Annotated in this window: 22 protein-coding genes and 3 tRNA genes; 14 read left to right on the top strand and 11 right to left on the bottom strand. The window is 66.8% G+C overall.

Annotation, left to right across the window (positions count from 1 at the left end):
* The first annotated feature begins 26 nt into the window (after positions 1-26).
* Both ispD and ispF read left to right on the top strand, forming a co-directional pair.
* Positions 27-737 (top strand): 2-C-methyl-D-erythritol 4-phosphate cytidylyltransferase, encoded by a 711-nt coding sequence (gene ispD / locus KVT39_RS14775; RefSeq protein WP_217589438.1) that lies wholly within the window; start codon positions 27-29, stop codon positions 735-737.
* Positions 738-759: 22 nt separating this feature from the next.
* Positions 760-1,245 (top strand): 2-C-methyl-D-erythritol 2,4-cyclodiphosphate synthase, encoded by a 486-nt coding sequence (ispF, locus tag KVT39_RS14780; protein WP_034181174.1) that lies wholly within the window; start codon positions 760-762, stop codon positions 1,243-1,245.
* A gap of 149 nt (positions 1,246-1,394) precedes the next feature.
* Here the strand turns inward: ispF and KVT39_RS14785 are convergent, their stop codons facing one another.
* The 4 genes from KVT39_RS14785 to ompR form a co-directional block, all read right to left on the bottom strand.
* Positions 1,395-1,922, bottom strand: a complete 528-nt coding sequence (locus KVT39_RS14785; protein WP_034181175.1) for a carboxymuconolactone decarboxylase family protein — start codon at positions 1,920-1,922, stop codon at positions 1,395-1,397.
* A gap of 76 nt (positions 1,923-1,998) precedes the next feature.
* Positions 1,999-2,547 carry a peroxiredoxin gene (locus KVT39_RS14790; RefSeq protein WP_034181176.1) on the bottom strand — a complete coding sequence of 183 codons (549 nt, stop codon included), beginning with the start codon at positions 2,545-2,547 and terminating at the stop codon, positions 1,999-2,001.
* A gap of 189 nt (positions 2,548-2,736) precedes the next feature.
* The gene (locus KVT39_RS14795) at positions 2,737-4,098 is read right to left on the bottom strand and encodes an ATP-binding protein (RefSeq protein WP_034181177.1); all 1,362 of its coding nucleotides are present in this window, start codon (positions 4,096-4,098) and stop codon (positions 2,737-2,739) included.
* Positions 4,099-4,137: 39 nt separating this feature from the next.
* Complete coding sequence (gene ompR / locus KVT39_RS14800; protein WP_004199523.1) at positions 4,138-4,863, bottom strand: two-component system response regulator OmpR; 726 nt, start codon at positions 4,861-4,863, stop codon at positions 4,138-4,140.
* Positions 4,864-5,130: 267 nt separating this feature from the next.
* On the opposite strand from ompR, the gene KVT39_RS14805 reads away from it, so the two are divergent.
* The 3 genes from KVT39_RS14805 to KVT39_RS14815 all read left to right on the top strand — a co-directional run bounded on the left by KVT39_RS14805 (position 5,131) and on the right by KVT39_RS14815 (position 8,333).
* Positions 5,131-5,409, top strand: coding sequence for a hypothetical protein (locus KVT39_RS14805; RefSeq protein WP_034181178.1), 279 nt, complete (start codon positions 5,131-5,133; stop codon positions 5,407-5,409).
* A 133-nt stretch (positions 5,410-5,542) separates the two neighbouring features.
* A complete protein-coding gene (locus KVT39_RS14810; RefSeq protein WP_217589440.1) occupies positions 5,543-7,045 on the top strand; it encodes a DUF1800 family protein in 1,503 nt (500 codons plus the stop codon).
* Between the two features lie 67 nt (positions 7,046-7,112).
* On the top strand, positions 7,113-8,333 hold the full coding sequence (locus tag KVT39_RS14815) for a DUF1501 domain-containing protein (RefSeq protein WP_034181179.1): 1,221 nt from the start codon (positions 7,113-7,115) through the stop codon (positions 8,331-8,333).
* Between the two features lie 10 nt (positions 8,334-8,343).
* Here KVT39_RS14815 and hpnD read toward each other — a convergent pair whose 3' ends face one another.
* Entirely contained in the window at positions 8,344-9,177 is an 834-nt protein-coding gene (gene hpnD / locus KVT39_RS14820; protein ID WP_034181180.1) for a presqualene diphosphate synthase HpnD, read from the bottom strand.
* Positions 9,178-9,426: 249 nt separating this feature from the next.
* Between hpnD and KVT39_RS14825 the strand changes: the two genes are divergently transcribed.
* Positions 9,427-9,513: transfer RNA gene (locus KVT39_RS14825), tRNA-Leu, on the top strand.
* 87 nt (positions 9,514-9,600) lie between these two features.
* On the opposite strand, the gene KVT39_RS14830 is transcribed toward KVT39_RS14825, so the two are convergent.
* The 4 genes from KVT39_RS14830 to KVT39_RS14845 form a co-directional block, all read right to left on the bottom strand.
* A complete protein-coding gene (locus KVT39_RS14830; protein ID WP_217589442.1) occupies positions 9,601-9,831 on the bottom strand; it encodes a hypothetical protein in 231 nt (76 codons plus the stop codon).
* 117 nt (positions 9,832-9,948) lie between these two features.
* Positions 9,949-11,058, bottom strand: a complete 1,110-nt coding sequence (locus KVT39_RS14835; protein ID WP_217589444.1) for a class II histone deacetylase — start codon at positions 11,056-11,058, stop codon at positions 9,949-9,951.
* 16 nt (positions 11,059-11,074) lie between these two features.
* Entirely contained in the window at positions 11,075-12,283 is a 1,209-nt protein-coding gene (locus KVT39_RS14840) for an MFS transporter (protein WP_217589446.1), read from the bottom strand.
* Positions 12,284-12,303: 20 nt separating this feature from the next.
* On the bottom strand, positions 12,304-13,350 hold the full coding sequence (locus KVT39_RS14845; RefSeq protein ID WP_217589448.1) for a porin: 1,047 nt from the start codon (positions 13,348-13,350) through the stop codon (positions 12,304-12,306).
* A 302-nt stretch (positions 13,351-13,652) separates the two neighbouring features.
* Here KVT39_RS14845 and KVT39_RS14850 point away from each other — a divergent pair, with 302 nt between their 5' ends.
* Positions 13,653-14,798 (top strand): helix-turn-helix transcriptional regulator, encoded by a 1,146-nt coding sequence (locus tag KVT39_RS14850; protein WP_217589450.1) that lies wholly within the window; start codon positions 13,653-13,655, stop codon positions 14,796-14,798.
* Positions 14,799-14,897: 99 nt separating this feature from the next.
* Entirely contained in the window at positions 14,898-15,896 is a 999-nt protein-coding gene (locus KVT39_RS14855; protein WP_034181187.1) for a 2-dehydropantoate 2-reductase, read from the top strand.
* A 190-nt stretch (positions 15,897-16,086) separates the two neighbouring features.
* On the opposite strand, the gene KVT39_RS14860 is transcribed toward KVT39_RS14855, so the two are convergent.
* Both KVT39_RS14860 and KVT39_RS14865 read right to left on the bottom strand, forming a co-directional pair.
* Entirely contained in the window at positions 16,087-16,536 is a 450-nt protein-coding gene (locus tag KVT39_RS14860) for a MarR family winged helix-turn-helix transcriptional regulator (protein ID WP_034181188.1), read from the bottom strand.
* Positions 16,537-16,598: 62 nt separating this feature from the next.
* Positions 16,599-17,744 carry a glycerate kinase gene (locus KVT39_RS14865; RefSeq protein ID WP_217589452.1) on the bottom strand — a complete coding sequence of 382 codons (1,146 nt, stop codon included), beginning with the start codon at positions 17,742-17,744 and terminating at the stop codon, positions 16,599-16,601.
* 386 nt (positions 17,745-18,130) lie between these two features.
* Here KVT39_RS14865 and tig point away from each other — a divergent pair, with 386 nt between their 5' ends.
* The 6 genes from tig (at position 18,131) to KVT39_RS14895 (ending at position 24,710) form a co-directional block, all read left to right on the top strand.
* The gene (gene tig, locus KVT39_RS14870; RefSeq protein ID WP_034181190.1) at positions 18,131-19,477 is read left to right on the top strand and encodes a trigger factor; all 1,347 of its coding nucleotides are present in this window, start codon (positions 18,131-18,133) and stop codon (positions 19,475-19,477) included.
* Positions 19,478-19,617: 140 nt separating this feature from the next.
* Positions 19,618-20,271: an ATP-dependent Clp endopeptidase proteolytic subunit ClpP gene (gene clpP, locus KVT39_RS14875; RefSeq protein WP_010092137.1), complete on the top strand. Its 654-nt coding sequence runs from the start codon at positions 19,618-19,620 to the stop codon at positions 20,269-20,271.
* Positions 20,272-20,437: 166 nt separating this feature from the next.
* Positions 20,438-21,709: an ATP-dependent Clp protease ATP-binding subunit ClpX gene (gene clpX, locus KVT39_RS14880; protein WP_006489345.1), complete on the top strand. Its 1,272-nt coding sequence runs from the start codon at positions 20,438-20,440 to the stop codon at positions 21,707-21,709.
* Between the two features lie 197 nt (positions 21,710-21,906).
* Positions 21,907-24,330, top strand: a complete 2,424-nt coding sequence (gene lon / locus KVT39_RS14885) for an endopeptidase La (RefSeq protein ID WP_034181191.1) — start codon at positions 21,907-21,909, stop codon at positions 24,328-24,330.
* Between the two features lie 204 nt (positions 24,331-24,534).
* A tRNA-Val gene (locus KVT39_RS14890) sits at positions 24,535-24,610 on the top strand.
* 23 nt (positions 24,611-24,633) lie between these two features.
* Positions 24,634-24,710: transfer RNA gene (locus KVT39_RS14895), tRNA-Asp, on the top strand.
* Positions 24,711-24,997 lie beyond the last annotated feature (287 nt).

Consider the following 24,997-nt stretch of genomic DNA (forward strand, 5'->3'; position numbering starts at 1 on the left):
ATTTCACCTTTCCGGCGTTTCCTTTCGTGACTCCCCGACTTTTCGCCCTGATTCCCTGTGCCGGCACGGGCAGCCGCTCCGGTTCGGCCGTGCCGAAGCAATATCGCACGCTGGCCGGCCGCGCGCTGCTGCATTACACGCTCGCCGCGTTCGACGCGTGCAGCGAATTCGCGCAGACGCTCGTCGTCCTCGCGCCCGACGATTCCCATTTCGACGCGCGCCGCTTCGCGGGCCTGCGCTTCGCGGTGCGCCGCTGCGGCGGCGGCTCGCGGCAGGCGTCGGTGCTGAACGGGCTGCTCGGGCTGGCCGAATTCGGCGCGACCGACCACGACTGGGTGCTGGTGCACGATGCCGCGCGCCCGGGCATCACGCCGGAGCTGATCCGTACGCTCGTCGCGACGCTGAAGGACGACCCGGTCGGCGGCATCGTCGCACTGCCGGTGGCCGATACGCTCAAGCGCGTGCCGGCCGGCGGCGACGCGATCGAGCGCACCGAGTCGCGCGACGCGCTGTGGCAGGCGCAGACGCCGCAGATGTTCCGCATCGGCATGCTGCGCGAGGCGATCCTGCGCGCGCAGCGCGAAGGGCACGACCTGACCGACGAAGCGAGCGCGATCGAATGGGCGGGCCACACGCCGCGCGTGGTGCAGGGCAGCCTGCGCAACTTCAAGGTCACGTATCCGGAAGATTTCGCGCTCGCGGAAGCGATCCTCGCGCGCGCCCCGCAATCCACCTGACACTTACTCAATCGGAACACGCATGGATTTCAGAATCGGACAAGGCTACGACGTGCACCAGCTCGTCCCGGGGCGCCCCCTCATCATCGGCGGCGTGACGATTCCGTACGAACGCGGCCTGCTCGGCCACTCGGACGCGGACGTGCTGCTGCACGCGATCACCGACGCGCTGTTCGGCGCGGCGGCGCTCGGCGACATCGGCCGCCATTTCTCCGACACCGACGCGGCGTTCAAGGGCGCGGACAGCCGCGTGCTGCTGCGCGAGTGCGTCGCCCGCGTGCAGGCGGCCGGCTTCACGATCCAGAACGTCGACAGCACCGTGATCGCGCAGGCGCCGAAGCTCGCGCCGCATATCGACGGGATGCGCGCGAACATCGCGGCCGATCTCGGGCTGCCGCTCGACCGCGTGAACGTGAAGGCGAAGACCAACGAGAAGCTCGGCTATCTCGGCCGCGGCGAGGGCATCGAGGCGCAGGCTGCCGCGCTGCTGGTCAGGCAGGGCGGCTGATGGCCGGTTGTGGCGGCGCGCGGCTCGTTCCGCGCGCGGTGGTGCTGCGGAAATGAAAAATGCCACGCTGGTGCGTGGCATTTTCGTTTGGGGCGGCTGCCGCTCCGGCACGGCTGCCGGTCGCGCGGCGAAACCGCTCATGCAGCCGTTTACTCGCCTTCGGCGGCGATCACCTGCGCGGCGGCGTTGATCACCGACGCGATGCGGCCGACGTCGCGCAGCTGCGTGACGGTCATCCCTTGCTCGTCCTTCAGCAGCGCATAGTGCGACTTCACGCAGAAGTGGCACTTGCCGACGATCGACGCGGCGAGCGCGTACATCTCGAACTTGCGCTTGTCGACGCCGCCGTGCGTCGCGTACGCACCCATCCGCAGCTCGGCGCGCTGCGTCTTCAGATCGGCGTCGTCGGCCATCTCGACATACGGATACCAGGTGTTGTTCATCCCCATCAGCGCGGCTGCCGTCAGCACGGCGTTCGTCTCTTCGGGCGACAGCACGCCGGCTTCGCGGATCGTCTTCACGAGCACCGTGCTCTTCGCCGCGATCGCCGCCGCCAGCGCGACGCCGACCGCATCGGTGCCTTCGAGCGACGAGCGCGAGATCGTGCCGTCGAGGTTCAGGCGAATGTCCTTCGCGTAGTCGGGAATACGTGCCTTAATCGAATCGATGAATTCCATTGATATCTCCTATGGGTTGGCCGTTAAAAAAGCCCGCAGGCAGGACGTGCGCCGCGGGCTTCGTGCATCGATGCGCTTACAGCGTTGCGCCGCCGACTGCACGGTTGCACGGGCACAGTTCGTCCGTTTGCAGGCCGTCCAGAATGCGCAGGACTTCTTCCGGGCTGCGGCCGACGTTCAGGTTGTTCACCGAAACGTGCTGGATCGTGTTGTCCGGATCGACGATGAACGTTGCACGCAGGGCCACACCGGCTTCCTTGTCGCGCACGCCGAGCTGGTCGATCAGCTCGCCCTTGACGTCGCCGAACGAGTAGTGGTTCAGCTTGTCGAGGTCCTTGTGCTCACGGCGCCATGCGAGCTTGACGAATTCGTTGTCCGAGCTGCCGCCGAGCAGGATGGCGTCGCGCTCTTCGAACTGCTTCGTCAGCTTCGCGAACTCGACGATTTCCGTCGGGCACACGAACGTGAAATCCTTCGGATAGAAGTAGATGATCTTCCACTTGCCCGGGAACGACGCTTCGGTGACGGTCTCGAACGCCGACTGGCCGTTTTCCTCGTGATTGTTGAAGCCCGGCTTCGCGGCTACGACGGTGAAAGCTTCGAGTTTATCGCCCACGGTTTTCATGCGGATACTCCTGTATGAGTTGGGAAGAAGGCTGAGTCAAGCTACCTCGGTGCTGCAACGATGATGTGACAGCATGCGGCAGACTATAACACTATTAATAAAATGCTTCAATAGATTTTAACTAACGATCTTCATAGTTTTTTTCAACCGGATCGATAGTGTGGGGCGCAAGAAGCGTGCGCGAGCGCGTCACGCGGTCGCACGCGCCTTGCCGGCGCCGGGGAATTCGAGCGTGACTTCGAGGCCCGCTTCGGGGTTGCGGTTGCGCAGTCGCAGCGCGCCGCGATAGCGGCCGACGAGCCGCAGCACGATCGCCATCCCGAGGCCCGTGCCGTCCGCCTTGGTGCGCGCGGTGTCGACGCGATAGAACGGCCGCATCACGAGCGGCAGCTGATCTTCGGGGATGCCGGGGCCTTCGTCGCTCACCGACAGCTCGACGCGCGCGTGCGATATGCGCGTCTCGAGCGTGATGCGCGAGATGCCGTCCTGCTTGCTCTGGCCGTACTTGCGCGCGTTCTCGACGAGATTGCCGATCACGCGGCGCATGTCGGTCTCGTCGGCTTCGATGACCGCGCTCGGCGCGAGCCGCGTGCGGATCTCGACGCCGTCCTCGCTCGCTATGCGCGCGGCAACCTCCTGCGCGATCGACGACAGGTCGACGGGCTCGGGCTTGCGCTGCGACGGGCGCGCGTAGTCGATGAAGGCGGCGATGATGCGGTCCATCTGCTCGATGTCGTCGACCATCGCGTCCTTGGTGGCCTGGTCGGACGGGCTCATCTCGGTTTCGAGGCGCAGCCGCGCGAGCGGTGTGCGCAGGTCGTGCGAGATGCCCGCGAGCATCAGCGCGCGGTCGGCCTCGAGCTGTTCGAGGTCGCGCACCATCTGGTTGAAGCTGCGATTGGTGTCGGCCGCGACGCCCATCCCGCGCTCGGGCAGCGGCTCGGGCGCCTGGCCCGAGCCGACCTGGCGCGCGGCGAGCGCGAGCCGCGAGAACGGCCGGTTCACGAGGCTCGTGATGAACGCGGAGCCGAACAGCGACAGCGCGAGCGCGAACAGCCCCCAGCCGGCCCACTGCAGGCCCGTGACGTTGTCGAGCTGGTCGCGATCGAGCGCGACCCAGTAATCGTCGTCGTCGATCTTGAAGCTGATCCACACGCCGGGAATGTCGTTGACCGACTGCGCGATCACGGTATCGTCGCCGAGGCGGCTGCGGATGTCGTGCTCGATCAGGCGATTCAGCGATTCGTCGGGCTGCAGCTTGAACTTGTCGGTCTTCTCGCGCGGGTAAACGCGCACGCCCTCGTTGCTCTCGAGATCCTGCAGCAGCGCGCGCCGCAGATCGGGATCGGAATAGAGCAGGGCGGTGCGCGTGAGCTTCACGACCGCGACGAGCTGCAGCGCGACGCGCTGCGCACGCGGCTCACGCTCGATCACGCGAAAGCTCTGGAACCACGCGGCGAGACTGACCGAGATCAGCAGCGCGATCAGCAGGAAGGTGCGCCAGAACAGCCCGCCGAATGCGAGCTGCAGGAGGCGCCGGTCAATACGCATGGGACGGGCCGTGGGCGGGCGAAACCGGAAAAGAAAAAATCAGGCGGCGCCGTCCGGAATGAACACGTAGCCGAGGCCCCAGACGGTCTGGATGAAACGCGGGCTGCCCGGATCCGGCTCGATCAGCTTGCGCAGGCGCGAGATCTGCACGTCGAGGCTGCGGTCGAACACTTCGTATTCGCGGCCGCGCGCGAGCTCCATCAGCTTCTCGCGCGACAGCGGCTGGCGCGGATGACGCGCGAACACCTTCAGCACCGAGAACTCGCCGGTCGTCAGCGGAATTTCCTGGCCGGACTTCGTCAGCGTGCGCGTCGCGAGGTTCAGCGAGAACTCGCCGAACTCGAACACCTCGGTCGTTTCGGACGGTGCGCCCGGCAGTTCGGCCGGCGCCTGGCGGCGCAGCACCGCGTGAATGCGCGCGACGAGTTCGCGCGGGTTGAACGGCTTCGGCAGGTAATCGTCGGCGCCCATCTCGAGGCCGACGATGCGATCGACGTCCTCGCCCTTCGCGGTGAGCATGATGATCGGCGTGCGGTCGTTGCTGCCGCGCAGGCGGCGGCAGATCGACAGGCCGTCTTCGCCCGGCAGCATCAGGTCGAGCACGAGCAGGTCGAAGCGCTCGCGGACCCAGAGCTTGTTCATCGCGGTCGCGTTTTCTGCGACATATACGTTGAAACCCTGCTCGCCGAGATAGCGGCGCAGCAGATCGCGCAGGCGTGGGTCGTCGTCGACGACGAGAATCTTGGAGGGGTTTTTCGTTTCCATGATCGGCATCTTATCGCGAATGGGAATTGGCGCACGGCCGCGAATTTTCGCGCGTTACAGTCGGTTACAAAATTTACCCGTAGTGTCGCGCCGAGTAAAGGCAGGCTATAGAGATTCCTTTACTCGAAGCCGAAGTTCGGTAGATACTCCCCTGCATTCCATCTTTCATCTTTGCACACCCGAATTCCGCAGGGTTTTTCAAGTACCAGAGGTAGCCGGTTGCCGCGTGACGAAGGGAACAAATCGACCAAAGAAGCGAGGACGGTCATGCGATCTGCCCGGATTGCACTGATGCTGACGATCGCGCTTGCCGGTCCATATGCGTCGAACTTCGCGTATGCGCAGCGCCCCGAGCAGGGTGCGCCGTCGCGCAAGCTGCCGCGCGGCAAAACGCAGCAGCCCGATCATGCCGCCGATACGACGGTCCGTTCCGCCGTGCCTCCCGATCTCGAACAGCGCCGCCGCGACGGGCACATGACGCCCGAGGAGCGCCACCTTTTGCGCCAGCACATCGAAGACGCCGTTCGCGAGTTGTACAAGCGCTGACGCGTGCCGTCCTCGACCTGCGCGGAACACACCGCGCCGAAAAAATTCGTAGCACTTTTTCCGTCAACTTTCGCCTGCCGATTGCCGTTGTACCGGCATCCGCACCGCCGGTGCGTTCCGGGAGTCCATGACGATGAAAGCGAACGCTGCCGCACCGGTGCCGTCGCCCGCCATGCAGTCGGCGCTCGACGCCGACGATGCGCTGTTTTTCCTGAGCCGCACCGGTTTCTCTCCCGCGCCCGCCGAGGTCGCGCGCATCGTCGGCATGACGCGCGCGCAGGTCGTGGCCGACACGCTCGGCAACGTTCGCCGCGAACCCGTCACGGCGTGGCCCGACTGGCTCGCCGAGCTGCCGCCGACGCGCGCGCAGCGCCAGGCGCTGACCCCCGACATGCGGCGCGACGAGCAGCGCGAGCGCGATCGCCGCTACGAGGCGTTGCGCGCGGCGTGGGTCAACGAGATGGTCGTGACGCCGTCGCCGCTGACCGAGCGCATGACGCTGTTCTGGCACGGGCACTTCACGTCGGGGCAGGACAAGGTGCCTTATCCGCAAACGATGGCCGCGCAGAACGCGCTCTTTCGCCGCGAGGCGCTCGGCAACTTCGGCACGCTGCTGCACGCGGTCGCGAAGGACCCGGCGATGCTGCAGTATCTCGACGGCGCGAGCAATCGCAAGGGGCGCCCGAACGAGAATTTCGCGCGCGAGGTGATGGAGCTGTTCACGCTCGGCGAAGGGCATTACACGCAGTACGACGTGACCGAAGCCGCGCGTGCGATGACGGGCTGGACGATCGATCCCGATACGCTGCGCTTCGAGGTGCGGCCCGAATGGCACGACGCGGGCGACAAGACGATTCTCGGCGAGACGGGGCCGTTCGACGGCGACGGCTTCGTCGACATCCTGTTGAAGCGGCCCGGCACCGCGCGCTTCATCGTCGGCAAGCTGTGGCGCGAGTTCGTGTCGGATACGCCCGACGCCGGCGCGCTCGATAGCCTGGCCGAGCGGTTTCGCGCGAGCGGCTACGACATTCGCACGGCGCTCGCCGCGCTGTGGTCGACCGACGCATTCTGGGATCCGCGCAACCGCGGCGTGCTCGTCAAGTCGCCGGCCGAGTTCGTCGTCGGGTCGGTGCGGCTGTTCGACGTCGCGTACGGCGATCCGCAGATGCTCGCGAACACCGTGCGCACGCTCGGGCAGAACCTGTTCTATCCGCCGAACGTGAAGGGCTGGCCGGGCGGCGCGCTGTGGATCAACAGCACCACGCTGCTGGCGCGCAAGCAGTTCGTCGAGCAACTGTTCCGCGCGACGGAGACGGCCGGCATGCGGCCGCCGGCGCATCCGATGGCGCCGCCGCCGAATGCGCGTGCGCAAGCGATGCCGGTGGCCGACACGGCGTCCGCCGCCGGCATGCGCGGCGCGCCGGCCAAGCCCGCGCGCGGCGGCCTGCGCTTCGACCTCGAACGCTGGCTGGCGCAATATCGCGCGCGGCCGCAGGCGATCGCGGGATTGTCGACCGAGCTTCAGCTCCAGCACGCGGTGCTGCCGGTGTCGCCGGTCGCGGCGATCGACACGGATTCGACCGGCAGCGCGTATCTCGAAGCGCTGCTGATGGATCCGGCCTATCAACTGAAATGATGCAAACGACGACGAATCGGAGCGCCGGAGCGGCCAAGGTGCCGAGCGGCGAACCAAAGGATGCGCGATGAACCGACGTGATTTTCTGACGCTGACGGGCGCCGCTGCCGCGGCGGGCGTGTCGATGTGGCAGTCGCCCGCGCTGGCGGCCTCGGGGGCGACAACTGGCCGGCAAGCGGCGGCCGGCTATGCGAACGTGCTGATCCTCGTCGAGCTGAAGGGCGGCAACGACGGCCTCAACACGGTGGTGCCGTATGCGGACCCGCTGTACTACCAGTTCCGGCGCGGCATCGGCATCAAGCGCGAGCAGGTGCTGCAACTCGACGCGCACACCGGGCTGCACCCGTCGCTCGCGCCGCTGATGCCGCTGTGGCGTGACGGGCAGGTCGCGGTCGTGCAGGGCGTCGGTTATCCGCAGCCGAATCTGTCGCATTTCCGCTCGATCGAGATCTGGGATACCGCGTCGCGTTCGGACCAGTACCTGCACGAAGGCTGGCTCACGCGCACGTTCGCGCAGGCGCCGGTGCCGCCCGGTTTCGCGGCGGACGGCGTCGTGCTCGGCAGCGCGGAGATGGGGCCGCTCGCGAACGGCGCGCGCGCGATCGCGCTCGTCAATCCCGCGCAGTTCATCCGTGCGGCCCGGCTCGCCGAACCGTCGTCGCTGCGCGAGCAGAACCCGGCGCTGGCGCACATCATCGACGTCGAGAACGACATCGTGAAGGCAGCCGACCGGCTGCGCCCGCGCGGCGGGATGCGTGAATTCAGGACGGCGTTTCCGGCCGGCACGTTCGGCACGTCGGTCAAGACCGCGATGCAGGTGCTGGCCGCATGCGAAGCGTCCGGGCCCGGTGCGCAGGATGGCGTCGCGGTGCTGCGCCTGACGCTCAACGGCTTCGATACGCACCAGAACCAGCCGGGGCAGCAGGCCGCGCTGCTCAAGCAGTTTGCGGAAGGAATGAGCGCGATGCGCGGCGCGCTGATCGAACTCGGGCGCTGGAACCAGACGCTCGTGATGACGTATGCGGAATTCGGGCGGCGCGTGCGCGAGAACCAGAGCAACGGCACCGATCACGGCACGGCCGCGCCGCATTTCGTGATGGGCGGCCGCGTGGCCGGGGGCCTGTACGGCGCGCCGCCGGCGCTCGGGCGGCTCGACGGCAACGGCAACCTGCCGGTCGCGGTCGATTTCCGCCAGCTCTACGCGACCGTGCTCGGGCCGTGGTGGGGGCTCGACGCGACGCGCGTGCTGCAGCAGCGCTTCGACACGCTGCCGTTGTTGAAGGCGTGATGCGTCAGGTTCAGCGCCGGCGTGCGGCGCGCCACGCGATCCACAGCTTGCGGATCGGCGTCAGCGCGATGCGCTGGTGCAGCACCTGGTAGCCGTCGCGCTCGATTTCGTCGAGCAGCGCGCCGGCCAGCGCGATCTGCGCGCGCAGCGTGCGCTGCGCGCGGCGTTCGGGCGCAGGGATCGCGGCATCAGTGGCCGCGAGCGCTTCGCGCGCGCGCGCCGTCTGGAATTGCAGCAACTCGGTGAAGGCCGGGCTGTAGCGGCGGTTCAGCAGATCGGCTGCGGTCACGTTGTAGCGCTGCAGTTCGTCGATCGGCAGGTAGATGCGGCCGTGGCGCGCGTCGTTGCCGAGTTCCTGCACGAATTGCGCGAGCATCAGCGCGCGGCCGGTGTCCGCGGCCCACGGCTGCGGGTCGGCCGGGTTCGCGGCGCTGGCGCGCGCGACCAGCGACGCGAAGGTGCCGCCGACCTGCGCGATGTAGCGCTGCAGGTTCGCGAAATCGAGGTAGCGCGCCTGTTCGAGGTCCATCCCGTAACCGTTGACGAGCGTACGCAACGCGTCGGCCTCGGCGGCGATCGCCGGATGATGCTGCGCGAGCGCCTTCGTGACGGGGTGCGACGGCTGAGCGTCGGCCAGCGCCGCGAGTTCCTTGTGCCACCACGCGAGCTTCGTGTGGCCGATGGTCGGGTCGCTGGTTTCCTTGACGGTTTCCTCGAGCTCGCGGCGCAGCGCGAACAGCGCCGTCAGGCGCGGCTGCGTGGCGAGCGGCGCCTGACGCAACGCGTAGTAGACGCTGGAGCCCGCGGGGGCGGCCTTTTGCTGACAGTAGTCGTCGAAGTTCACGGGCGGAATCGGGTGGGGGCGGGTTCGGGGGACGCGCGGCGGCGCGGTGCCGAAACGTCGAGCGCGGCATTCTAGCACCGCTGCACGACGGGTGCCGGCAGGGCGAGACAAGGTCGCACGGATCGGGTAGAATCTCGCGCTCGCCTGATCGGACGTGCCGGTTTTCAGGCCGGCGTGAAGTGTCCCGAGCGGTACCGGGCGCGCGGAGAACGCATCTTGCGTGCCGCGCGGTCAGGCGACGGAAAATGCGCGTGAGTGGCGAAATTGGTAGACGCACCAGGTTTAGGTCCTGACGCCCGCAAGGGTGTGCCGGTTCGAGTCCGGCCTCACGCACCAGAAGTCGGACCAGCACCCGTCAGGGTGCCGTTCCCGAAAAAGCGCTGCCGGTCGGCTGACCGCAGCGCTTTTTTGTTTCAAGCGCATCTACTCCCAGAAGCTCCGGATCGCGACCGCCACGATCACCGGAACCGAGAACACCAGCGGGATCGCGAAATACTGCGCTTCGCGATCGACGACCCAGCTATAGATCAACCACGCCGCGCCGATCGCGAACGTGATGAGGCCGACTGCCACGGCGGCGATGTTCAGCACCAGCTTCGAAGGCTGGCGGCGCGTCTTGGCATTGTCGTTGTTATCGCGCGGGGACGATTTCATCGGAAGAGTGCGGCCTCGGCCGAAACAGGGGTAAAAGCACAGGAAACCCCATCCGCACGGATCGCGCAAGGGCCGGCGCATGCCGGCCCCGTCATGTTCATTCCCGAGCGTTACAAGTTACAACCCGAACGACGCAGCCAGTTCGTCGAGCAGCTCGCGCTGGAACGCGACGAACCGCTCGCCCGGCTGCTGCGCGATCGCGAGGTCGAGCATCGGATCGGCGACGTCGGTGCGAATGCCGGCCAGCGCCTCGACGATCGCGAGCCCGCAGAACGGCACGTAGGCCTCCGAATAACCGCCTTCGTGAACGATCACGAGCCGCTCGTCGCAATGGCGCCGCGCGGCATCCTTCACCGCGTGCGTCATGAACCGATAGCTGTCGGTATGCAGCTGCATGCGCGCGAGCGGGTCGACCGCGCTCGCGTCGAGGCCGCTCGCAACGACGATCAGCTCGGGCCGGAAGCGTTCCAGCGCCGGCAGCACGATCCGCTCGAATGCGTAGCGATACGCATCGTCGCCGCTGCCCGCGAGCAGCGGCACGTTCAGGTTCGCACCGATACCCGCGCCTTCGCCGCGATCGTCCGCGCCGCTGTAGCCGGGCGGGAAGCAGCGATCCTGGTGCAGCGAGATCGTCAGCGTGTCCGGATCGTCGTAGTAGATCGACTGCGTGCCGTTGCCGTGATGCACATCCCAGTCGATCACCGCGACGCGCTCGATGCCGTGTTTCGCGCGGGCGGCCTCGATCGCGATCGGGATGTTAGCCAGCATGCAGAAGCCCATCGGGCGGTCGCGCAGGCAGTGATGGCCGGGCGGCCGCGACAGCGAGAACGCATTGGCCGCGCGCTCGCCGACGACCGTGTCGACCGCCGCGATCGCGAGGCCGGCCGACAGCGCGGCGATCTCGTAGCTGCCCTTGCCGAACGGCGCGAGATCGCCGAGGTCGCCGCCGTTCGCGTCGCTGAGTGCGCGGAACGCGTCGAGATAGTGCGCCGGATGAATGCGCAGCAGGTCGGCGGTCGTGGCTGGGGCGGCGCCGCGCAGGTCGAGTTGCGCGGCAAGGCCCGAAGCCTGCACGAGCGACAGGAAGCGGCGCTTCGAATCGGGCGATTCCGCGTAGCCCGCGCTCGACGGCGGCTGGACCCAGCCGCCGACCGGGAAGAACAGCGCGTGCGTGCCGCCGGTGTGCCAGAAAGTGCGTTCGTCGGTGAAGAAGGCAGTGCGATTCATGGATGTGCGTGACCTGTCACGGTTGGGAGGAAACGGCTGGGCGTGCGCTGCGATCGATATGGCGCAGCGCGGCGAACGAAACGATCGCGACGGCCGTCGCGGCCGCGAACAGCGCGCGCATCGTGCCGCCGGCGTCTAGCATCAGGCCGGCGAGCAGCGGGCCGGCCGCGAGGCCGGCGCCGATCACGAAATTGAGCGTCGCGACGAGGCGGCCCGACGTGTCGATCTGCGCGACGGTCGCGAGGATGAACGGCAGCACGAAGGTCCACGCGAACTTGAACGCGAAGATCGCCGCGCTGTAGCCGCCCGCGTGCCGCATCGCGGCGAGTGCGACGAGCGAGGCCGCGAGCAGCGCGTAACCGGCGGCCAGCATCGCGCGCCGCGCGAGCCGGCCGCCGGCGCACGACGCGAGTGCCGCGCCGGCGATTCCCATCACGCTCGCGATCGCGAGCACGTTGCCGGTCGACTGCGGATCGAGCCCGACATCCGCCGCCGCGCGGCTCGCGAAGGTCCACACGCTGCCGATCGCGAGATAGAACGTCAGCACCGCGCCGATTGCGAGCACGACGAAGCTTCGCGGCGCATGCGTCGCAGCGTCATGCGCGGTTTGCGCAGACGCCATCCGCGCGCCGAGCGACGACGGAAAGCCGCGCGACAGCGGTGCCGCGAGCAGCGCCAGCGCGGCGAGCGCGATGTACAGCGCGCGCAGCCCGAACGCGGCGAACACATGCGGCAGCACGAACAGGCCGATCGCGCCCGCGACCAACTGGCCGACGACCCACAGCCCGTACACGCGGTCGCTGTTGCTGCTCGTTGCCGCGCTCGTCATGCAGAGCACCATCAGCGAGCCGCCGCCGAGCGCGGTGACGGCGCGCAGCGCGAGCAGCGCCGCGAAGCCCGGCATCCACAGCGCGGTCAGCAGGTTGCCCGCGCCGAACAGCGCGATCGCGAACGCGGCGACGCGGCGCGCGTCGACGCGGCCGAGCCACAGGTACGACGGCACGGTCGCGAGGCTGAACGCACCGAGTTCGACGAAGAAGTAGGTGCCGATCTGCGATGCGGACAGCCCGAGCTGCATCGCGAGCTGGCTCGCGACGGCCGGTGCGACGAGCAGCAGCAATGGCGTGATGGCCGCGAACACGACGAGCGCGGCGAGCGTCGAGCGCGCGAACGTCGGCGCGCGGCCGTCGGGCGAGAGTGCGGCATCCGGAGACAGGGTTTTCATGGCGGGATCTCGTTGGGGAATCAGAACAGGTGGTACATGCCGACCATCGCGCCGAACTGCGACGCGCCGGCGAGCGGCGTCGGGTCGTATTCGTAGACGGTCTGCGAACTCTGGCCGCTGTTGCGCGCATAACCGAGGTTCGCGTACGCGACGGTGCGTTTCGACAGCGCGTACGTGGTGCTCGCAATAAACAGCGTCGGATGGCCGATCGCCGGCGTGCGCGAGTCGGTGTGGTAGACGCCCGCGTTCAGGCCGATTCCGTTCGAGCTCAGGTAACGCGCGCCGCCCCAGACGATCGTGCGCGCCGCGTCGAGGTCGCCCGTCAGGCGTTCGACGCCGACGTAGACGGTGAGCGGCAGGGACGCGAACGAATAGCGCGCGGCGAGCGTGCCGAGCTCGCGGCGGCGCGCCGACGCGTCGTCGGCCGCCGACACATCGCCGTGCGCCTGATGCAGCACCGCGCTGACCGACAGGCCGTTGCTCGTGTACTGGCCGCCGAGTTCGAGCACGCGTCCGGCACGCGTATTGCCGGCGACGCCGGCCGTCGCGGCGAGCGCCTCGACGTCGAAGCCGGCAAACGTCGGCGACTGGTACTTGATCGAGTGGTCGATGAAGTTCGCGTTCATCGGCACGATCACGCCCTGGCCGCTGTACGACGCGTACCAGAGCGGGTCGTAGAACAGCGTCTTGTCGAACAGCACGCTGAACTGCCGGCCAACCGTGACGGTGCCGACCGGCCCTGCGATACCCATATACGCGCCGCGAAAGAACGCGTAGCCGGGCACGGTCGCGGTGCCGTCGTTGAGGTTGAGGCCCTGTTCGAGCTTGAACAGCGCACGCCAGCCGCCGCCGAGATCCTCGTTGCCCTTCAGCCCGATCTGCGAAGGCAGGATGCCGTAGTTCTGCAACTGCACGGCCGAGTGGCGCCCGTCGGCGTGCGTCAGGTATTGCACGCCGGCGTCGAGCGCGCCGTACAGCGTGAAGGTCGACTGCGCGTGCGCGGCGGCGCTGCACGCGGCGAGCGTCGCGGCGGCCGCGGCCGTGCGGATGAAGCTGGGTTTCGTCACGAGGGGTTCTCCATACCGTGCTGCATCGGTTTGTCGTTGGTGTTGTCGCGACGCAGTGTCCGCAGCGGGAAAACCTTCGAACAGTCGTACAGATGAACGGTGCGGAAAACCCGCGGTGCTCGGCATGCACGCGGCGCGATGCAGCGGCGCGGCGTGCTGCGGAGCAGCAACGTGCCGCGCACCGTTCAAATGGATGGGGTTGCCGCCGGTTCCGGCACCGTGGCCCGCCAAAAAAGCCGCTCGCTATAATCGGCGGACTGCGTTGCGCGCATCAGCGGCCCGGTCGGGCAGGGGAGCGGAAGGTGAGGATCACGACGGATACCGGGCAGGATCTCGAGGCGCTGCGCGACGTGCCGGCCGCCATCGTGCTCGACGAATTCGCGTGGCCGCCGCTGCCTTCGCGTCGTGCCGATTTCGATGGTGTCGCACGCGGCGACGCATCGCAGCGCGAACTCGGGCTGATGCTGCTCGATCTGTACGCGGTCGCCGCGCAGTCCGGCATCGGCGAATTCGAATACCGCTTCTTTACGCTGCTGCAGGCGCTCGTCCCGTTCGACGCCGCATGGACGGGCATCGCGACGCATGCGTCCACCGGCCCGGTGATGCACAACAGCTTCCTGTATCGCCTGCCGCACGCGTTCTTCGGCGACTGGAAGCGTGTGCGCGACTGCGACCCGCTCGCGCACCGCACGCTGCGCGGCGCGCACGGACGTGCGGTGCGGCTGTCGGTCGTCGAGCCGGGGCTCGATGCGCGGTTTCGCGACTGGTGCGTGAAGTACGGGCTCGCGCAACTGATGTGCGTGTGCACGCTCGATCGCCGCTTCGGCCTGACGACGTTCATGTCGATCTACCGCCAGGGCCTGAATCGCCCGTTCAGCGACGACGATGCGCGTCGTTTCGAGGAAGTGATTCCGCATCTCGCGGCCGCGCTCACGGTCAATCGCGCCGCGCAGCTCACGCGCGAGCGCGGCGATACGGTCGCACCGGCCGCACGCGCGCTGTGCGACAACTTCGGCGTGCTCCACCACGCCGATCATGGCTTTGACGACGTGCTGCGCGCCGAATGGCCGGCGTGGGCCGGCGCGCGCGTGCCGCAGCCGCTCGTCGCGCACCTGCGGCGCCAGTCGGGCCAGCCGTTCGTAGGCGATGCGCTGCGCATCCAGTGCGTGCCCGTCGCGGGGCTGTTCCAGATCGAGGCACGGCCGCGCTCGCTGCTCGACCGGTTGAGCCCGCGCGAGCTGGCCGCGATCCGTTATTACGGCGCCGGCCGTTCGCACAAGGAAGTCGCGCAACAGATGGCGATTTCGCCGACGACCGTGCGCCACTACCTGCGCTGTGCGTACCGCAAGCTCGGCATGCACGACAAGAGCCAGATCGCGGGCGTGCTCGGCGCGACGGGCGGCGCGACCGATGACGAACCGGTGGAAGCGGGCGGCGAGCCGCGCTGAATCGCTCGAACGCGCGCACGTGGCACGCTCCGCCATAATGGTTGTATCCGCAACTATTGAGCGTTATGCTCGTCAGCTCCCGGGAGACGGAATTCCATCATGAACGACACGAATTCAGGGTCGGTGCGCGCGGCGGTGGTCGGTGTCGGCGCGATCGGCGGATTGCTCGCGGCCGCGCTGTCGCGGGCCGGCATGACCGTGAGCGCATACGCACGCGGCGCGACGCTCGACGCGCTGAACGCGCACGGCGTGCGCGTGATCGACGAGGCGGGCGTCACATCGTCGGTGCCGGTGCGCGCGAGCGACGATGCGGCCGCGCTCGGCGTGCAGGACTACGTGGTGATCGCGCTGAAGGCGCAGGCGCTGCCGGCGCTGGCCGCGCGCATCGCGCCGCTGGTCGGGCCGGACACCGTGATCGTCGCGGCGATGAACGGGCTGCCGTGGTGGTTCACGCATGGGCTCGAAGGACCGATCGACGGCGTGCCGCTCGACGCGGTCGATCCGGCCGGCGCGGTGTCGGCGGCGCTGCCGCCCGCGCAGGCGATCGGCTGCGTCGTGCACCTGTCGTCGAGCACCGACGCGCCGGGCGTCGTGCGCCGCGGGCGCGGCAACCGGCTGATCGTCGGCGCACCCGATCCGCGGCTCGACTCGGCCACCGCACGGTTCGCCGCTGCGCTCGCGGCGGGTGGTTTCGACGTTGAATCGACGCCCGCGATCCGGACCGAGATCTGGGCGAAGCTGTGGGGCAACATGAACATGAATCCGCTGAGTGCGCTGACGGGATCGACGGCCGAGCAGTTGCTCGACGATCCGTTCACGCAGGATCTCGCGCTGCGGATGATGGAGGAGGCTGCCGCGATCGGCGCGAAGCTCGGCTTGTCGACGGGGATGAGCGGTCCCGAACGGATCGCGGTCACGCGCAAGCTCGGCGCGTTCAGGACGTCGATGCTGCAGGATTTCGAAGCGGGGCGTCCGCTCGAGATCGGGCCGATCCTCGGCGTGTTTCCTGAGCTCGGGCGCAAGCTCGATGTGCCGACCCCGTATTGCGACGCGGTGCTCGGGCTGCTGCGCCAGCGCGCGGCCAACAGCGGGCTGTAGCGTCTGCGAGCCTGATGGATTCGCGGTCGCGGGCAACGCGGCGAAGCGCGACCCTTGGCGGATGCCGCCGCACGATGCAAAACGGGCCGCCCGGTCGCTGGTTACGCGGCCCGGGCGGCCCGTCGAATTCGTCGGATCAATGCTGCCGGCAGCGCTCGATCGTCTGCCGATGCCGAGCCCGTCACGCGGCTCAGTCGTCCCGCTCGGTTGCGTGCGCGACGACCTTGTCGAGCAGCCGCTCGAACGTCTGGCGTTCGCTGTCAGACAGGCACGCGAGCAACCCGTCGTTCCACTTGCGCACGATCGGCATGATCTTGCGATGCAGCGCGCGGCCGTCGGTGGTCAGCGCGATCAGCACGATCCGGCCATCCTCGTCGCTCGCGCTGCGCTCGAGCAGCCCCTGGCGCAGCAGCGCTTCGGCCGCGCGGCTCGCCTGGCTCTTGTCGAGATTGGTGTGGCGCGCGAGATCCATGATCGAGAACGGACCGAACGCGCCGACGGCGGCGATCACGCGTGCTTCGGGCAGCGAGATGTCGAGCTTGTGCCGGTACACCTCGCCGATCCCGCGGTCGGATCGCTTCGTGAGTGCATGGAGGCGATAGGTCAGAAACTGATCGAGCCCGGTTTGACGGCCTTTCATAGCGAATCCTGAAGAAAAAGGGCGGGCCCGATTGTTCCTGTATCGCGCGCTCGGGTCAACGGTCAGTGTGCGCCGTACTTTAGGCGTGTCAATTGCTCCGCTTCGTTCGCGAGCAGGTTCGCTGCGTCGCGGATCGCGACGTCGAGCGTGATCGGCCCGGGAGCCGGCGAGAAGCAGCCGGAAAAATGTTCGGACAGGCGCGGCAGCGCGGCCGGGTCGACCGCACCCGACAGCAGCGACGCGGGCACGCCGACGGCCTGTGCGTGCCGGCACGCGATGAACGGCGCCTTGCCGTGCAGCGTCTGCACGTCGGAGCGGCCTTCGCCGGTGATCAGCCAGTCGGCGCCGGCGAGCGCCGCGTCGAGCCCGACCTGCCGCGCGACCACTTCGGCGCCGGCTTCGAACTGCGCGCCGAGCATGTGCAGCGCGAAACCGAGGCCGCCCGCGGCGCCGGCGCCGGGCAGGTCGCGGGCGCGTCGGTCGAGCGCGGCTTCGAGCAGATCGGCGAAATGGCCGAGCGCGGCGTCGAGGGTCGCAACCTGCGCGGACGTCACGCCTTTTTGCGGGCCGAATACGGCGGTCGCGCCGTGCGCGCCCGTCAGCGGGTTGTCGACGTCGGACATGCCGACGAATTCCGTTTCCTTCAGGCGCGGGTCGAGCGCCGACGCGTCGATGCGCGCGATGTCGGCGAGCCGCGACGGCACGGGCTCGACCGGCTGGCCGGCCGCGTCGAAGCATTGCAGGCCGAGGCCCGCGAGCAGCCCGGCGCCCGCGTCGTTGGTGCTGCTGCCGCCGAGCGCGACGAAGAAGCGTCGCACACCGCCGTCGAGCAGCGTGCGGATCGCCTCACCCATGCCGCGCGTGCTGCGCGCGTCGACCGGCACGCTCATGCCGACCGGATCGGTAATGCCGACGATCTCGGCCGTCTCGACGATCGCGGTGCGCGCGTCGATCACGCCGACCGCCGCGTCGCGTGCCGCGAGCGACGCGCCGGCCACCCGCAGCGAGCGCCGCGTGCCGCCGCCGGCCAGCATCGCGTCGAGCGTGCCTTCGCCGCCGTCGGCCATCGGGCAGCAGCGCACGACCGCGTCGGGGCGCGCGCGGCGGATGCCGGTGGCGATCGCATCCGCGACCTGCTCGGCGGAAAGCGAGCCTTTGAACGAATCGGGCGCGATGACGACGACAGGCGCGGACGGGTGTTGCGGCATGGTGTCTCCGGAAGGCGTGATTGGTGTGAAGAATAATGGGGCGCGACGGCGGCGCACCCTCAATCGGAGCTTACAGGATGGCGGGCCCGCGGTGGATACGGCGTACGGCATAGCGGCGATCCGCGCGCATTGCCGTGCAAGGGGCTGCCGACATGGCGCAGACGCATGCGCGTCGCGCCGAACTGGAGGTGCGAGGAAAATTGTTTGCTAGAATAGTCGATTCTTCCGGCCAAAGCCGTGCTCCGAGCCGCTTGCGCTAGCCATCCGGCGCGTGCAGGGATGGCGTGGCGCTCCGGCGCGGCGTGTATGCGTGTCGCAGTAGCGCCGCAGGCAGGCACGGCAAGGAAAACCCGATTCGCTCGAATAATTTTAGGACGATTGAAGCCATGGCTAACGTTGTTGAGAACCTCGGCAAGCTTGAACGCCGCGTGACGATTTCCCTGCCGAAAGACACCGTGCAGAAGGAAATCGACGCCCGTATCCAGAAACTCGCGAAGAACGTGCGCATGCCGGGTTTCCGCCCGGGCAAGGTGCCGCTGAAGATGGTCGCGCAGCAGTACTCGGGTCAGGTCGAGGCGGAAGTGCTGAGCGACAAGATCGGCCAGGAGTTCTTCACGATCAGCCGCGCGGAAAACCTGCGCGTCGCCGGCCAGCCGAGCTTCGAGCCGAAGCAGGAGCAAGCCGAAGATGCGTACGCGTTCGACGCGACGTTCGAGGTCTACCCGGAAGTGAAGATCGGCGATCTGGCGACGGCTGAAGTCGAGCGCTCGACCACGTCGATCGGCGACGCCGAAATCGACCGCACGCTGGACATCCTGCGCAAGCAGCGCGTGCACTACCACGCACGCGGCGAAGCCGGCGAGCACGGCGACGGCGGCGCGGACACCGCAGCGAAGAACGGCGACCGCGTGACGGTCGACTTCGTCGGCAAGATCGACGACGTCGCGTTCCAGGGCGGCACGGCCGAAGACTTCCCGTTCGTGCTCGGCGAAGGCCGCATGCTGCCGGAATTCGAAACCGCGGCGCTGGGCCTGAAGGCCGGCGAATCGCGCACGTTCGACCTGAAGTTCCCGGACGACTACCACGGTGCAGACGTCGCGGGCAAGACCGCGCAATTCACGGTCACGATGAAGAAGATCGAGTGGCCGCACCTGCCGGAAATCGACGGCGAATTCGCGAAGTCGCTCGGCATCGAAGACGGCGACCTCACCAAGATGCGCGGCGAGATCAAGGAAAACCTCGAGCGCGAAGCGAAGCGCCGCACGCAGTCGATCGTCAAGAACCAGGTGATGGACGCGCTGCTGAAGATTTCCGAGCTCGACGTGCCGAAGGCGCTGATCGAGCAGGACCAGCAACGTCTCGTCGAAATGGCTCGCCAGGATCTGGCGCAGCGCGGCGTGCCGAACGCGAAGGACGCACCGATCCCGGCCGAGATGTTCGCCGAGCAGGCCGAGCGTCGCGTGAAGCTGGGCCTCGTGCTGGCCGAGCTCGTGAAGTCGAACAGCCTGGAAGCGAAGCCGGAACAGATCCGCGCGGAAGTCGACGAGTTCGCAAAGAGCTACGAAGACCCGAAGGAAGTGGTCCGCTGGTATTATTCCAACCAGCAGCGCCTCGCCGAGATGGAAGCGTTCGTCGTTGAAAGCAACGTCGTCGATTTCGTGCTGGGCAAGGCAAAGGTGACGGACAAGGAAGTGAGCTTCGAGGCACTCGCGAGCGCATCGGCGCAAGCGTAAGTGTCGCTCTAGCGGCGTGCCGGCTGTCGGAGCGACGGCCTGCACGCCGTTTTTACGTCAAGCGCACGGTTGCCATTAATATGGCGATTGAGCGGGCGGCTTCCCTCCGTTCAATTTTCCATTCGAACAAGGTTCATTGAATGATCACTCGCGCTGAATTGCTGGACATGCTTGCTTCGAACGCGCCGCAGGGTTTCGAGGCGCAAGCACTGGGGCTGGTGCCGATCGTCGTCGAAACGAGCGGCCGCGGCGAGCGTTCGTACGATATCTATTCGCGTCTCCTGAAGGAGCGCCTGGTGTTCATGGTCGGCGAAGTGAACGACCAGACCGCGAACCTCGTGGTCGCGCAGTTGCTGTTCCTCGAGAGCGAGAATCCCGACAAGGACATCAGCCTGTACATCAACAGCCCGGGCGGGTCGGTGTCGGCCGGCATGGCGATCTACGACACGATGCAGTTCATCAAGCCGGACGTATCGACGCTGTGCATGGGCCTCGCGGCCAGCATGGGCGCGTTCCTGCTGGCGTCGGGCGCGAAGGGCAAGCGCTTCGCGCTGCCGAACTCGCGCGTGATGATCCACCAGCCGCTCGGCGGCGCACGCGGCCAGGCATCCGACATCGAGATCCAGGCGCGCGAAATCCTCTACCTGAAGGAGCGGCTGAACCAGTTGCTCGCGCAGCACACGGGCCAGGACGTCGAGCGCATCGCGCGCGACACCGACCGTGATAACTTCATGTCGAGCGAAGACGCGAAGGCGTACGGGCTGATCGACCAGGTGCTGCTGAAGCGCCCGTAAACTTTTAAGTGGGGTGCCGCCCCGATTCGCGCGGCGCCCCTGCGATGTTCCGCACGCCCCGAGCCTCTGCGGCAAGCGCATCCGGCCGGCTCCGGTCGCGCCCTAGGCGCGGCGTTCGGAGCATTCGGCGTATCATGTCATTTACCTGTCCGGAGGCTCTACATTCATGGCGGACAAAAAAGGTTCGAACAGCGAGAAGCTGTTGTATTGCTCGTTTTGCGGGAAAAGCCAGCATGAGGTGAAAAAACTCATCGCGGGCCCGTCGGTGTTCATCTGCGATGAATGTATCGACCTCTGCAACGAGATCATTCGCGACGAGGCGGCTGCCGCGGGCGTCGAGGCCAGCCTGTCCCGGTCGGATCTGCCGAGCCCGCAGGAAATTCGCGACATCCTCGATCAGTACGTGATCGGCCAGGAGCGCGCGAAGAAGATCCTCGCGGTGGCCGTGTACAACCACTACAAGCGCCTGAAGCATCTCGACAAGAAGGACGACGTCGAGCTGTCGAAGAGCAACATCCTGCTGATCGGCCCGACGGGCTCCGGCAAGACGCTGCTCGCGCAGACGCTCGCGCGGTTGCTCAACGTGCCGTTCGTGATCGCCGATGCGACGACGCTGACCGAAGCCGGCTACGTCGGCGAGGACGTCGAGAACATCATCCAGAAGCTGTTGCAGAACTGCAACTACGAGGTCGACAAGGCCCAGCGCGGGATCGTCTACATCGACGAAATCGACAAGATCAGCCGCAAGTCGGACAACCCGTCGATCACGCGCGACGTGTCGGGCGAGGGCGTCCAGCAGGCGCTGCTGAAGCTCGTCGAGGGCACGATGGCGTCGGTGCCGCCGCAGGGCGGCCGCAAGCACCCGAACCAGGATTTCATCCAGGTCGACACGACCAACATCCTGTTCATCTGCGGCGGCGCGTTCGACGGTCTCGAGAAGGTGATCACCGATCGCACCGAGAAAACCGGCATCGGCTTCGGCGCGACGGTCAAGAGCAAGCAGGAGCGCGACGCGGGCGAAGTGCTGCGCGAAACGGAACCGGAAGACCTGATCAAATTCGGTCTGATCCCCGAATTGATCGGCCGCCTGCCGGTGGTCGCGACGCTCGGCAAGCTCGACGAAGCCGCGCTGATGAAGATCCTGGTCGAGCCGAAGAACGCGCTCGTCAAGCAGTATCACAAGCTGTTCGCGATGGAGCGCGTCGAGCTGGAGATCCGGCCGGGCGCGCTGCAGGCAGTCGCCCGCAAGGCGATCCGCCGCAAGACCGGCGCGCGCGGTTTGCGTTCGATCATCGAACAGGCGTTGCTCGATGTGATGTACGAGCTGCCGACGATGAAAGGGGTCAGCAAGGTCATCATCGACGAGAACGTCATCGATGGGGACGGCAAGCCTTTGCTGATCTACGAGGACACGCCGAAGGTGGCGGGTTCGAACTGACCGGCTTGCCGACGATGTTCTGCGAAAAAGGCCGTTCATGAGACCGTGGGCGGCTTTTTTTCGTTTATCTTGTGGGTAACTCTGACTCGACACGCGGTGGTTACTTTCTTACCGAATATTTCCCGCACTTGAAGGCTTGCAATTCGTTGTGGCGGCCTCAATTACCGAACAATTGATTCCACTCATGGGGAAATGAAATGTCAGGCACCCAACTTCTCCCGCCGGAACGCATCACGCTCCCGCTGCTGCCGCTGCGGGATGTCGTCGTTTTCCCGCACATGGTGATTCCGCTCTTCGTGGGCCGGCCGAAATCGATCAAGGCCCTCGAAGCAGCGATGGAAGGCGGCAAGCACATCATGCTCGTCGCCCAGAAAACCGCGGCCAAGGACGAACCGACCGAAAAGGACATGTACGAGGTCGGTTGCATCGCCAACATCCTGCAGATGCTGAAGCTGCCGGACGGCACCGTGAAGGTGCTCGTCGAAGGCCTGCAGCGCGCGAAGGCACTGTCGATCGAAGAACAGGAGACGCAGTTCTCCTGCGACGTGATGCCGCTCGAGCCCGATCATGCCGACAGCGCCGAAACGGAAGCGCTGCGCCGCGCGATCGTGTCGCAGTTCGACCAGTACGTGAAGCTGAACAAGAAGATCCCGCCGGAGATCCTCACGTCGTTGTCGGGCATCGACGAAGCAGGCCGCCTCGCCGACATGATCGCCGAGCGCCTGCCGCTGAAGCTCGACCAGAAGCAGCACATCCTCGAGATGTTCCCGGTCATCGAGCGCCTCGAGCACCTGCTCGCGCAGCTCGAAGCCGAGATCGACATCCTGCAGGTCGAAAAGCGCATCCGCGGGCGCGTGAAGCGCCAGATGGAAAAGAGCCAGCGCGAGTACTACCTGAACGAGCAGGTCAAGGCGATCCAGAAGGAACTGGGCGAAGGCGAAGAGGGTGCCGATCTCGAGGAACTCGAGAAGCGCATCAACGCCGCGCGCATGCCGAAGGAAGCCAAGAAGAAGGCCGATGCCGAGCTGAAGAAGCTGAAGCTGATGTCGCCGATGTCGGCGGAAGCGACCGTCGTGCGCAACTATATCGACACGCTGATCGGCCTGCCGTGGCGCAAGAAGAGCAAGGTCAACAACGACCTGTCGAACGCCGAGCAGGTGCTCGACGAGGATCACTTCGGCCTCGAGAAGGTCAAGGAACGCATTCTCGAGTATCTCGCGGTGCAACAGCGCGTCGACAAGGTCAAGGCGCCGATCCTGTGCCTCGTCGGGCCTCCGGGTGTCGGCAAGACCTCGCTCGGCCAGTCGATCGCCCGTGCGACGAACCGCAAGTTCGTCCGGATGGCGCTCGGCGGCGTGCGTGACGAAGCCGAGATCCGCGGCCATCGCCGTACGTATATCGGTTCGATGCCGGGCAAGATCCTGCAGAGCCTGACGAAGGTCGGCGTGCGCAATCCGCTCTTCCTGCTCGACGAAGTCGACAAGATGGGCATGGATTTCCGCGGCGATCCGTCGTCGGCGCTGCTCGAAGTGCTCGATCCCGAACAGAACCATACGTTCGCCGACCACTACATCGAGGTCGACTTCGACCTGTCGGACGTGATGTTCGTCGCGACGTCGAACTCGCTGAACATCCCGCCGCCGCTGCTCGACCGGATGGAAGTGATCCGTCTGTCGGGCTACACGGAAGACGAGAAGGTCAGCATCGCGCAGCGTTACCTGCTGCCGAAGCAGAAGAAGAACAACGGGCTGAAGGAAGGCGAGATCGACGTCACCGAGCAGGCGATCCGCGACATCATTCGCTACTACACGCGCGAAGCCGGTGTGCGCTCGCTCGAGCGGGAAGTGTCGAAGATCTGCCGCAAGGTCGTGAAGATGCTGCTGCTGAAGAAGGCATCGGGCGCGATCAAGGTCGATGGCGAGAACCTCGATACGTTCCTCGGTGTGCGCAAGTACGACTTCGGCCTCGCGGCGAAGGAAAACCAGGTCGGTCAGGTGACGGGCCTCGCGTGGACGGAAGTCGGCGGCGACCTGCTGACGATCGAAGCCGCGGTGATGCCGGGCAAGGGCAACGTGATCCGCACGGGTTCGCTCGGCGACGTGATGAAGGAGTCGGTCGAGGCTGCGCGTTCGGTCGTGCGCTCGCGTTCGCGCCGTCTGGGCATCAAGGACGAAGCGTTCGAGAAGCAGGACATCCACATCCACGTGCCGGAAGGCGCGACGCCGAAGGACGGTCCGTCCGCCGGCGGTGCGATGACGACCGCGCTGGTGTCGGTGCTGACGGGTATCCCCGTGCGTGCCGATGTCGCGATGACGGGCGAAATCACGTTGCGTGGCGAAGTGCTGCCGATCGGCGGGCTGAAGGAGAAGCTGCTGGCCGCGCATCGCGGCGGCATCAAGCTCGTGCTGATCCCGGAAGAGAACGTGAAGGATCTCGCGGACATTCCGGACAACGTGAAGAACGCGATCGAGATCGTGCCGGTCCGCTGGATCGACAAGGTGCTGGAGCTCGCGCTCGAGCGTTCGCCGACTCCGCTGCCGCCGGAAGAAGAAGCGAAGGCAGCAGCGCCGGTCGGCGAGGCGGCGAAGGATGCCGGCTCGACGGAAGTCGTCAAGCACTGAGTGCCTGAACGCCGTCCTTGCTGACGGTTGTTCACGAAACCCGCGGCGTGTCCGCGGGTTTTTTTATGTGTGCCGGAATCGCGAGCGGGCGCAGCAAAAAAATTCGCATCCGGGCTTGGCAAAATGATCGGGGATGAATTAAACTTGCGGGCTCGCTGGTTGTTGATGCGGAAACGCAGATCGCAGCCAGAACGAATCGGGAACGGGTGCTTAGCTCAGCTGGTAGAGCGGCGCCCTTACAAGGCGTAGGTCGGGGGTTCGAACCCCTCAGCACCCACCAGTTTTCTGATTCAGCCAGACCAAGGAGCGGTAGTTCAGTCGGTTAGAATACCGGCCTGTCACGCCGGGGGTCGCGGGTTCGAGTCCCGTCCGCTCCGCCAAACAAACGAAAGTGCCCGCCTTGTGCGGGCATTTTCGTTTGTGCGTCCAGTTGTTGCGCCCGTTCTCGGGCGCGTGACTGCGGGGCGGAGGAAGCCGCCTGCGCGGCTTTCGGCGGGACTCGAAGGGCTGCGCTTGCAAGCGCAGCCGCGGCCTGCGGGATGTAGGCGAGTCCCGTCCGCTCCGCCAAACAAACGAAAGTGCCCGCCTTGTGCGGGCATTTTCGTTTGTGCTGTCCGTTGCGCCCGCTTGCTGCACGTCCGCTTTTCTCCCGTCCCACCCCGTATGT

It is taken from the genome of Burkholderia sp. GbtcB21 (genome assembly GCF_019091065.1).
GTDB lineage: Bacteria > Pseudomonadota > Gammaproteobacteria > Burkholderiales > Burkholderiaceae > Burkholderia > Burkholderia pyrrocinia_C.

Coding starts and splice junctions, on each gene's coding strand:
- ispF (WP_034181174.1), top strand. CDS start 760: ATGGATTTCAGAATCGGACAAGGCTACGACGTGCACCAGCTCGTCCCG.
- KVT39_RS14785 (WP_034181175.1), bottom strand. CDS start 1,922: ATGGAATTCATCGATTCGATTAAGGCACGTATTCCCGACTACGCGAAG.
- KVT39_RS14790 (WP_034181176.1), bottom strand. CDS start 2,547: ATGAAAACCGTGGGCGATAAACTCGAAGCTTTCACCGTCGTAGCCGCG.
- KVT39_RS14795 (WP_034181177.1), bottom strand. CDS start 4,098: ATGCGTATTGACCGGCGCCTCCTGCAGCTCGCATTCGGCGGGCTGTTC.
- ompR (WP_004199523.1), bottom strand. CDS start 4,863: ATGGAAACGAAAAACCCCTCCAAGATTCTCGTCGTCGACGACGACCCA.
- KVT39_RS14805 (WP_034181178.1), top strand. CDS start 5,131: ATGCGATCTGCCCGGATTGCACTGATGCTGACGATCGCGCTTGCCGGT.
- KVT39_RS14810 (WP_217589440.1), top strand. CDS start 5,543: ATGAAAGCGAACGCTGCCGCACCGGTGCCGTCGCCCGCCATGCAGTCG.
- KVT39_RS14815 (WP_034181179.1), top strand. CDS start 7,113: ATGAACCGACGTGATTTTCTGACGCTGACGGGCGCCGCTGCCGCGGCG.
- KVT39_RS14830 (WP_217589442.1), bottom strand. CDS start 9,831: ATGAAATCGTCCCCGCGCGATAACAACGACAATGCCAAGACGCGCCGC.
- KVT39_RS14835 (WP_217589444.1), bottom strand. CDS start 11,058: ATGAATCGCACTGCCTTCTTCACCGACGAACGCACTTTCTGGCACACC.
- KVT39_RS14840 (WP_217589446.1), bottom strand. CDS start 12,283: ATGAAAACCCTGTCTCCGGATGCCGCACTCTCGCCCGACGGCCGCGCG.
- KVT39_RS14855 (WP_034181187.1), top strand. CDS start 14,898: ATGAACGACACGAATTCAGGGTCGGTGCGCGCGGCGGTGGTCGGTGTC.
- KVT39_RS14860 (WP_034181188.1), bottom strand. CDS start 16,536: ATGAAAGGCCGTCAAACCGGGCTCGATCAGTTTCTGACCTATCGCCTC.
- KVT39_RS14865 (WP_217589452.1), bottom strand. CDS start 17,744: ATGCCGCAACACCCGTCCGCGCCTGTCGTCGTCATCGCGCCCGATTCG.
- tig (WP_034181190.1), top strand. CDS start 18,131: ATGGCTAACGTTGTTGAGAACCTCGGCAAGCTTGAACGCCGCGTGACG.
- clpP (WP_010092137.1), top strand. CDS start 19,618: ATGATCACTCGCGCTGAATTGCTGGACATGCTTGCTTCGAACGCGCCG.
- clpX (WP_006489345.1), top strand. CDS start 20,438: ATGGCGGACAAAAAAGGTTCGAACAGCGAGAAGCTGTTGTATTGCTCG.
- lon (WP_034181191.1), top strand. CDS start 21,907: ATGTCAGGCACCCAACTTCTCCCGCCGGAACGCATCACGCTCCCGCTG.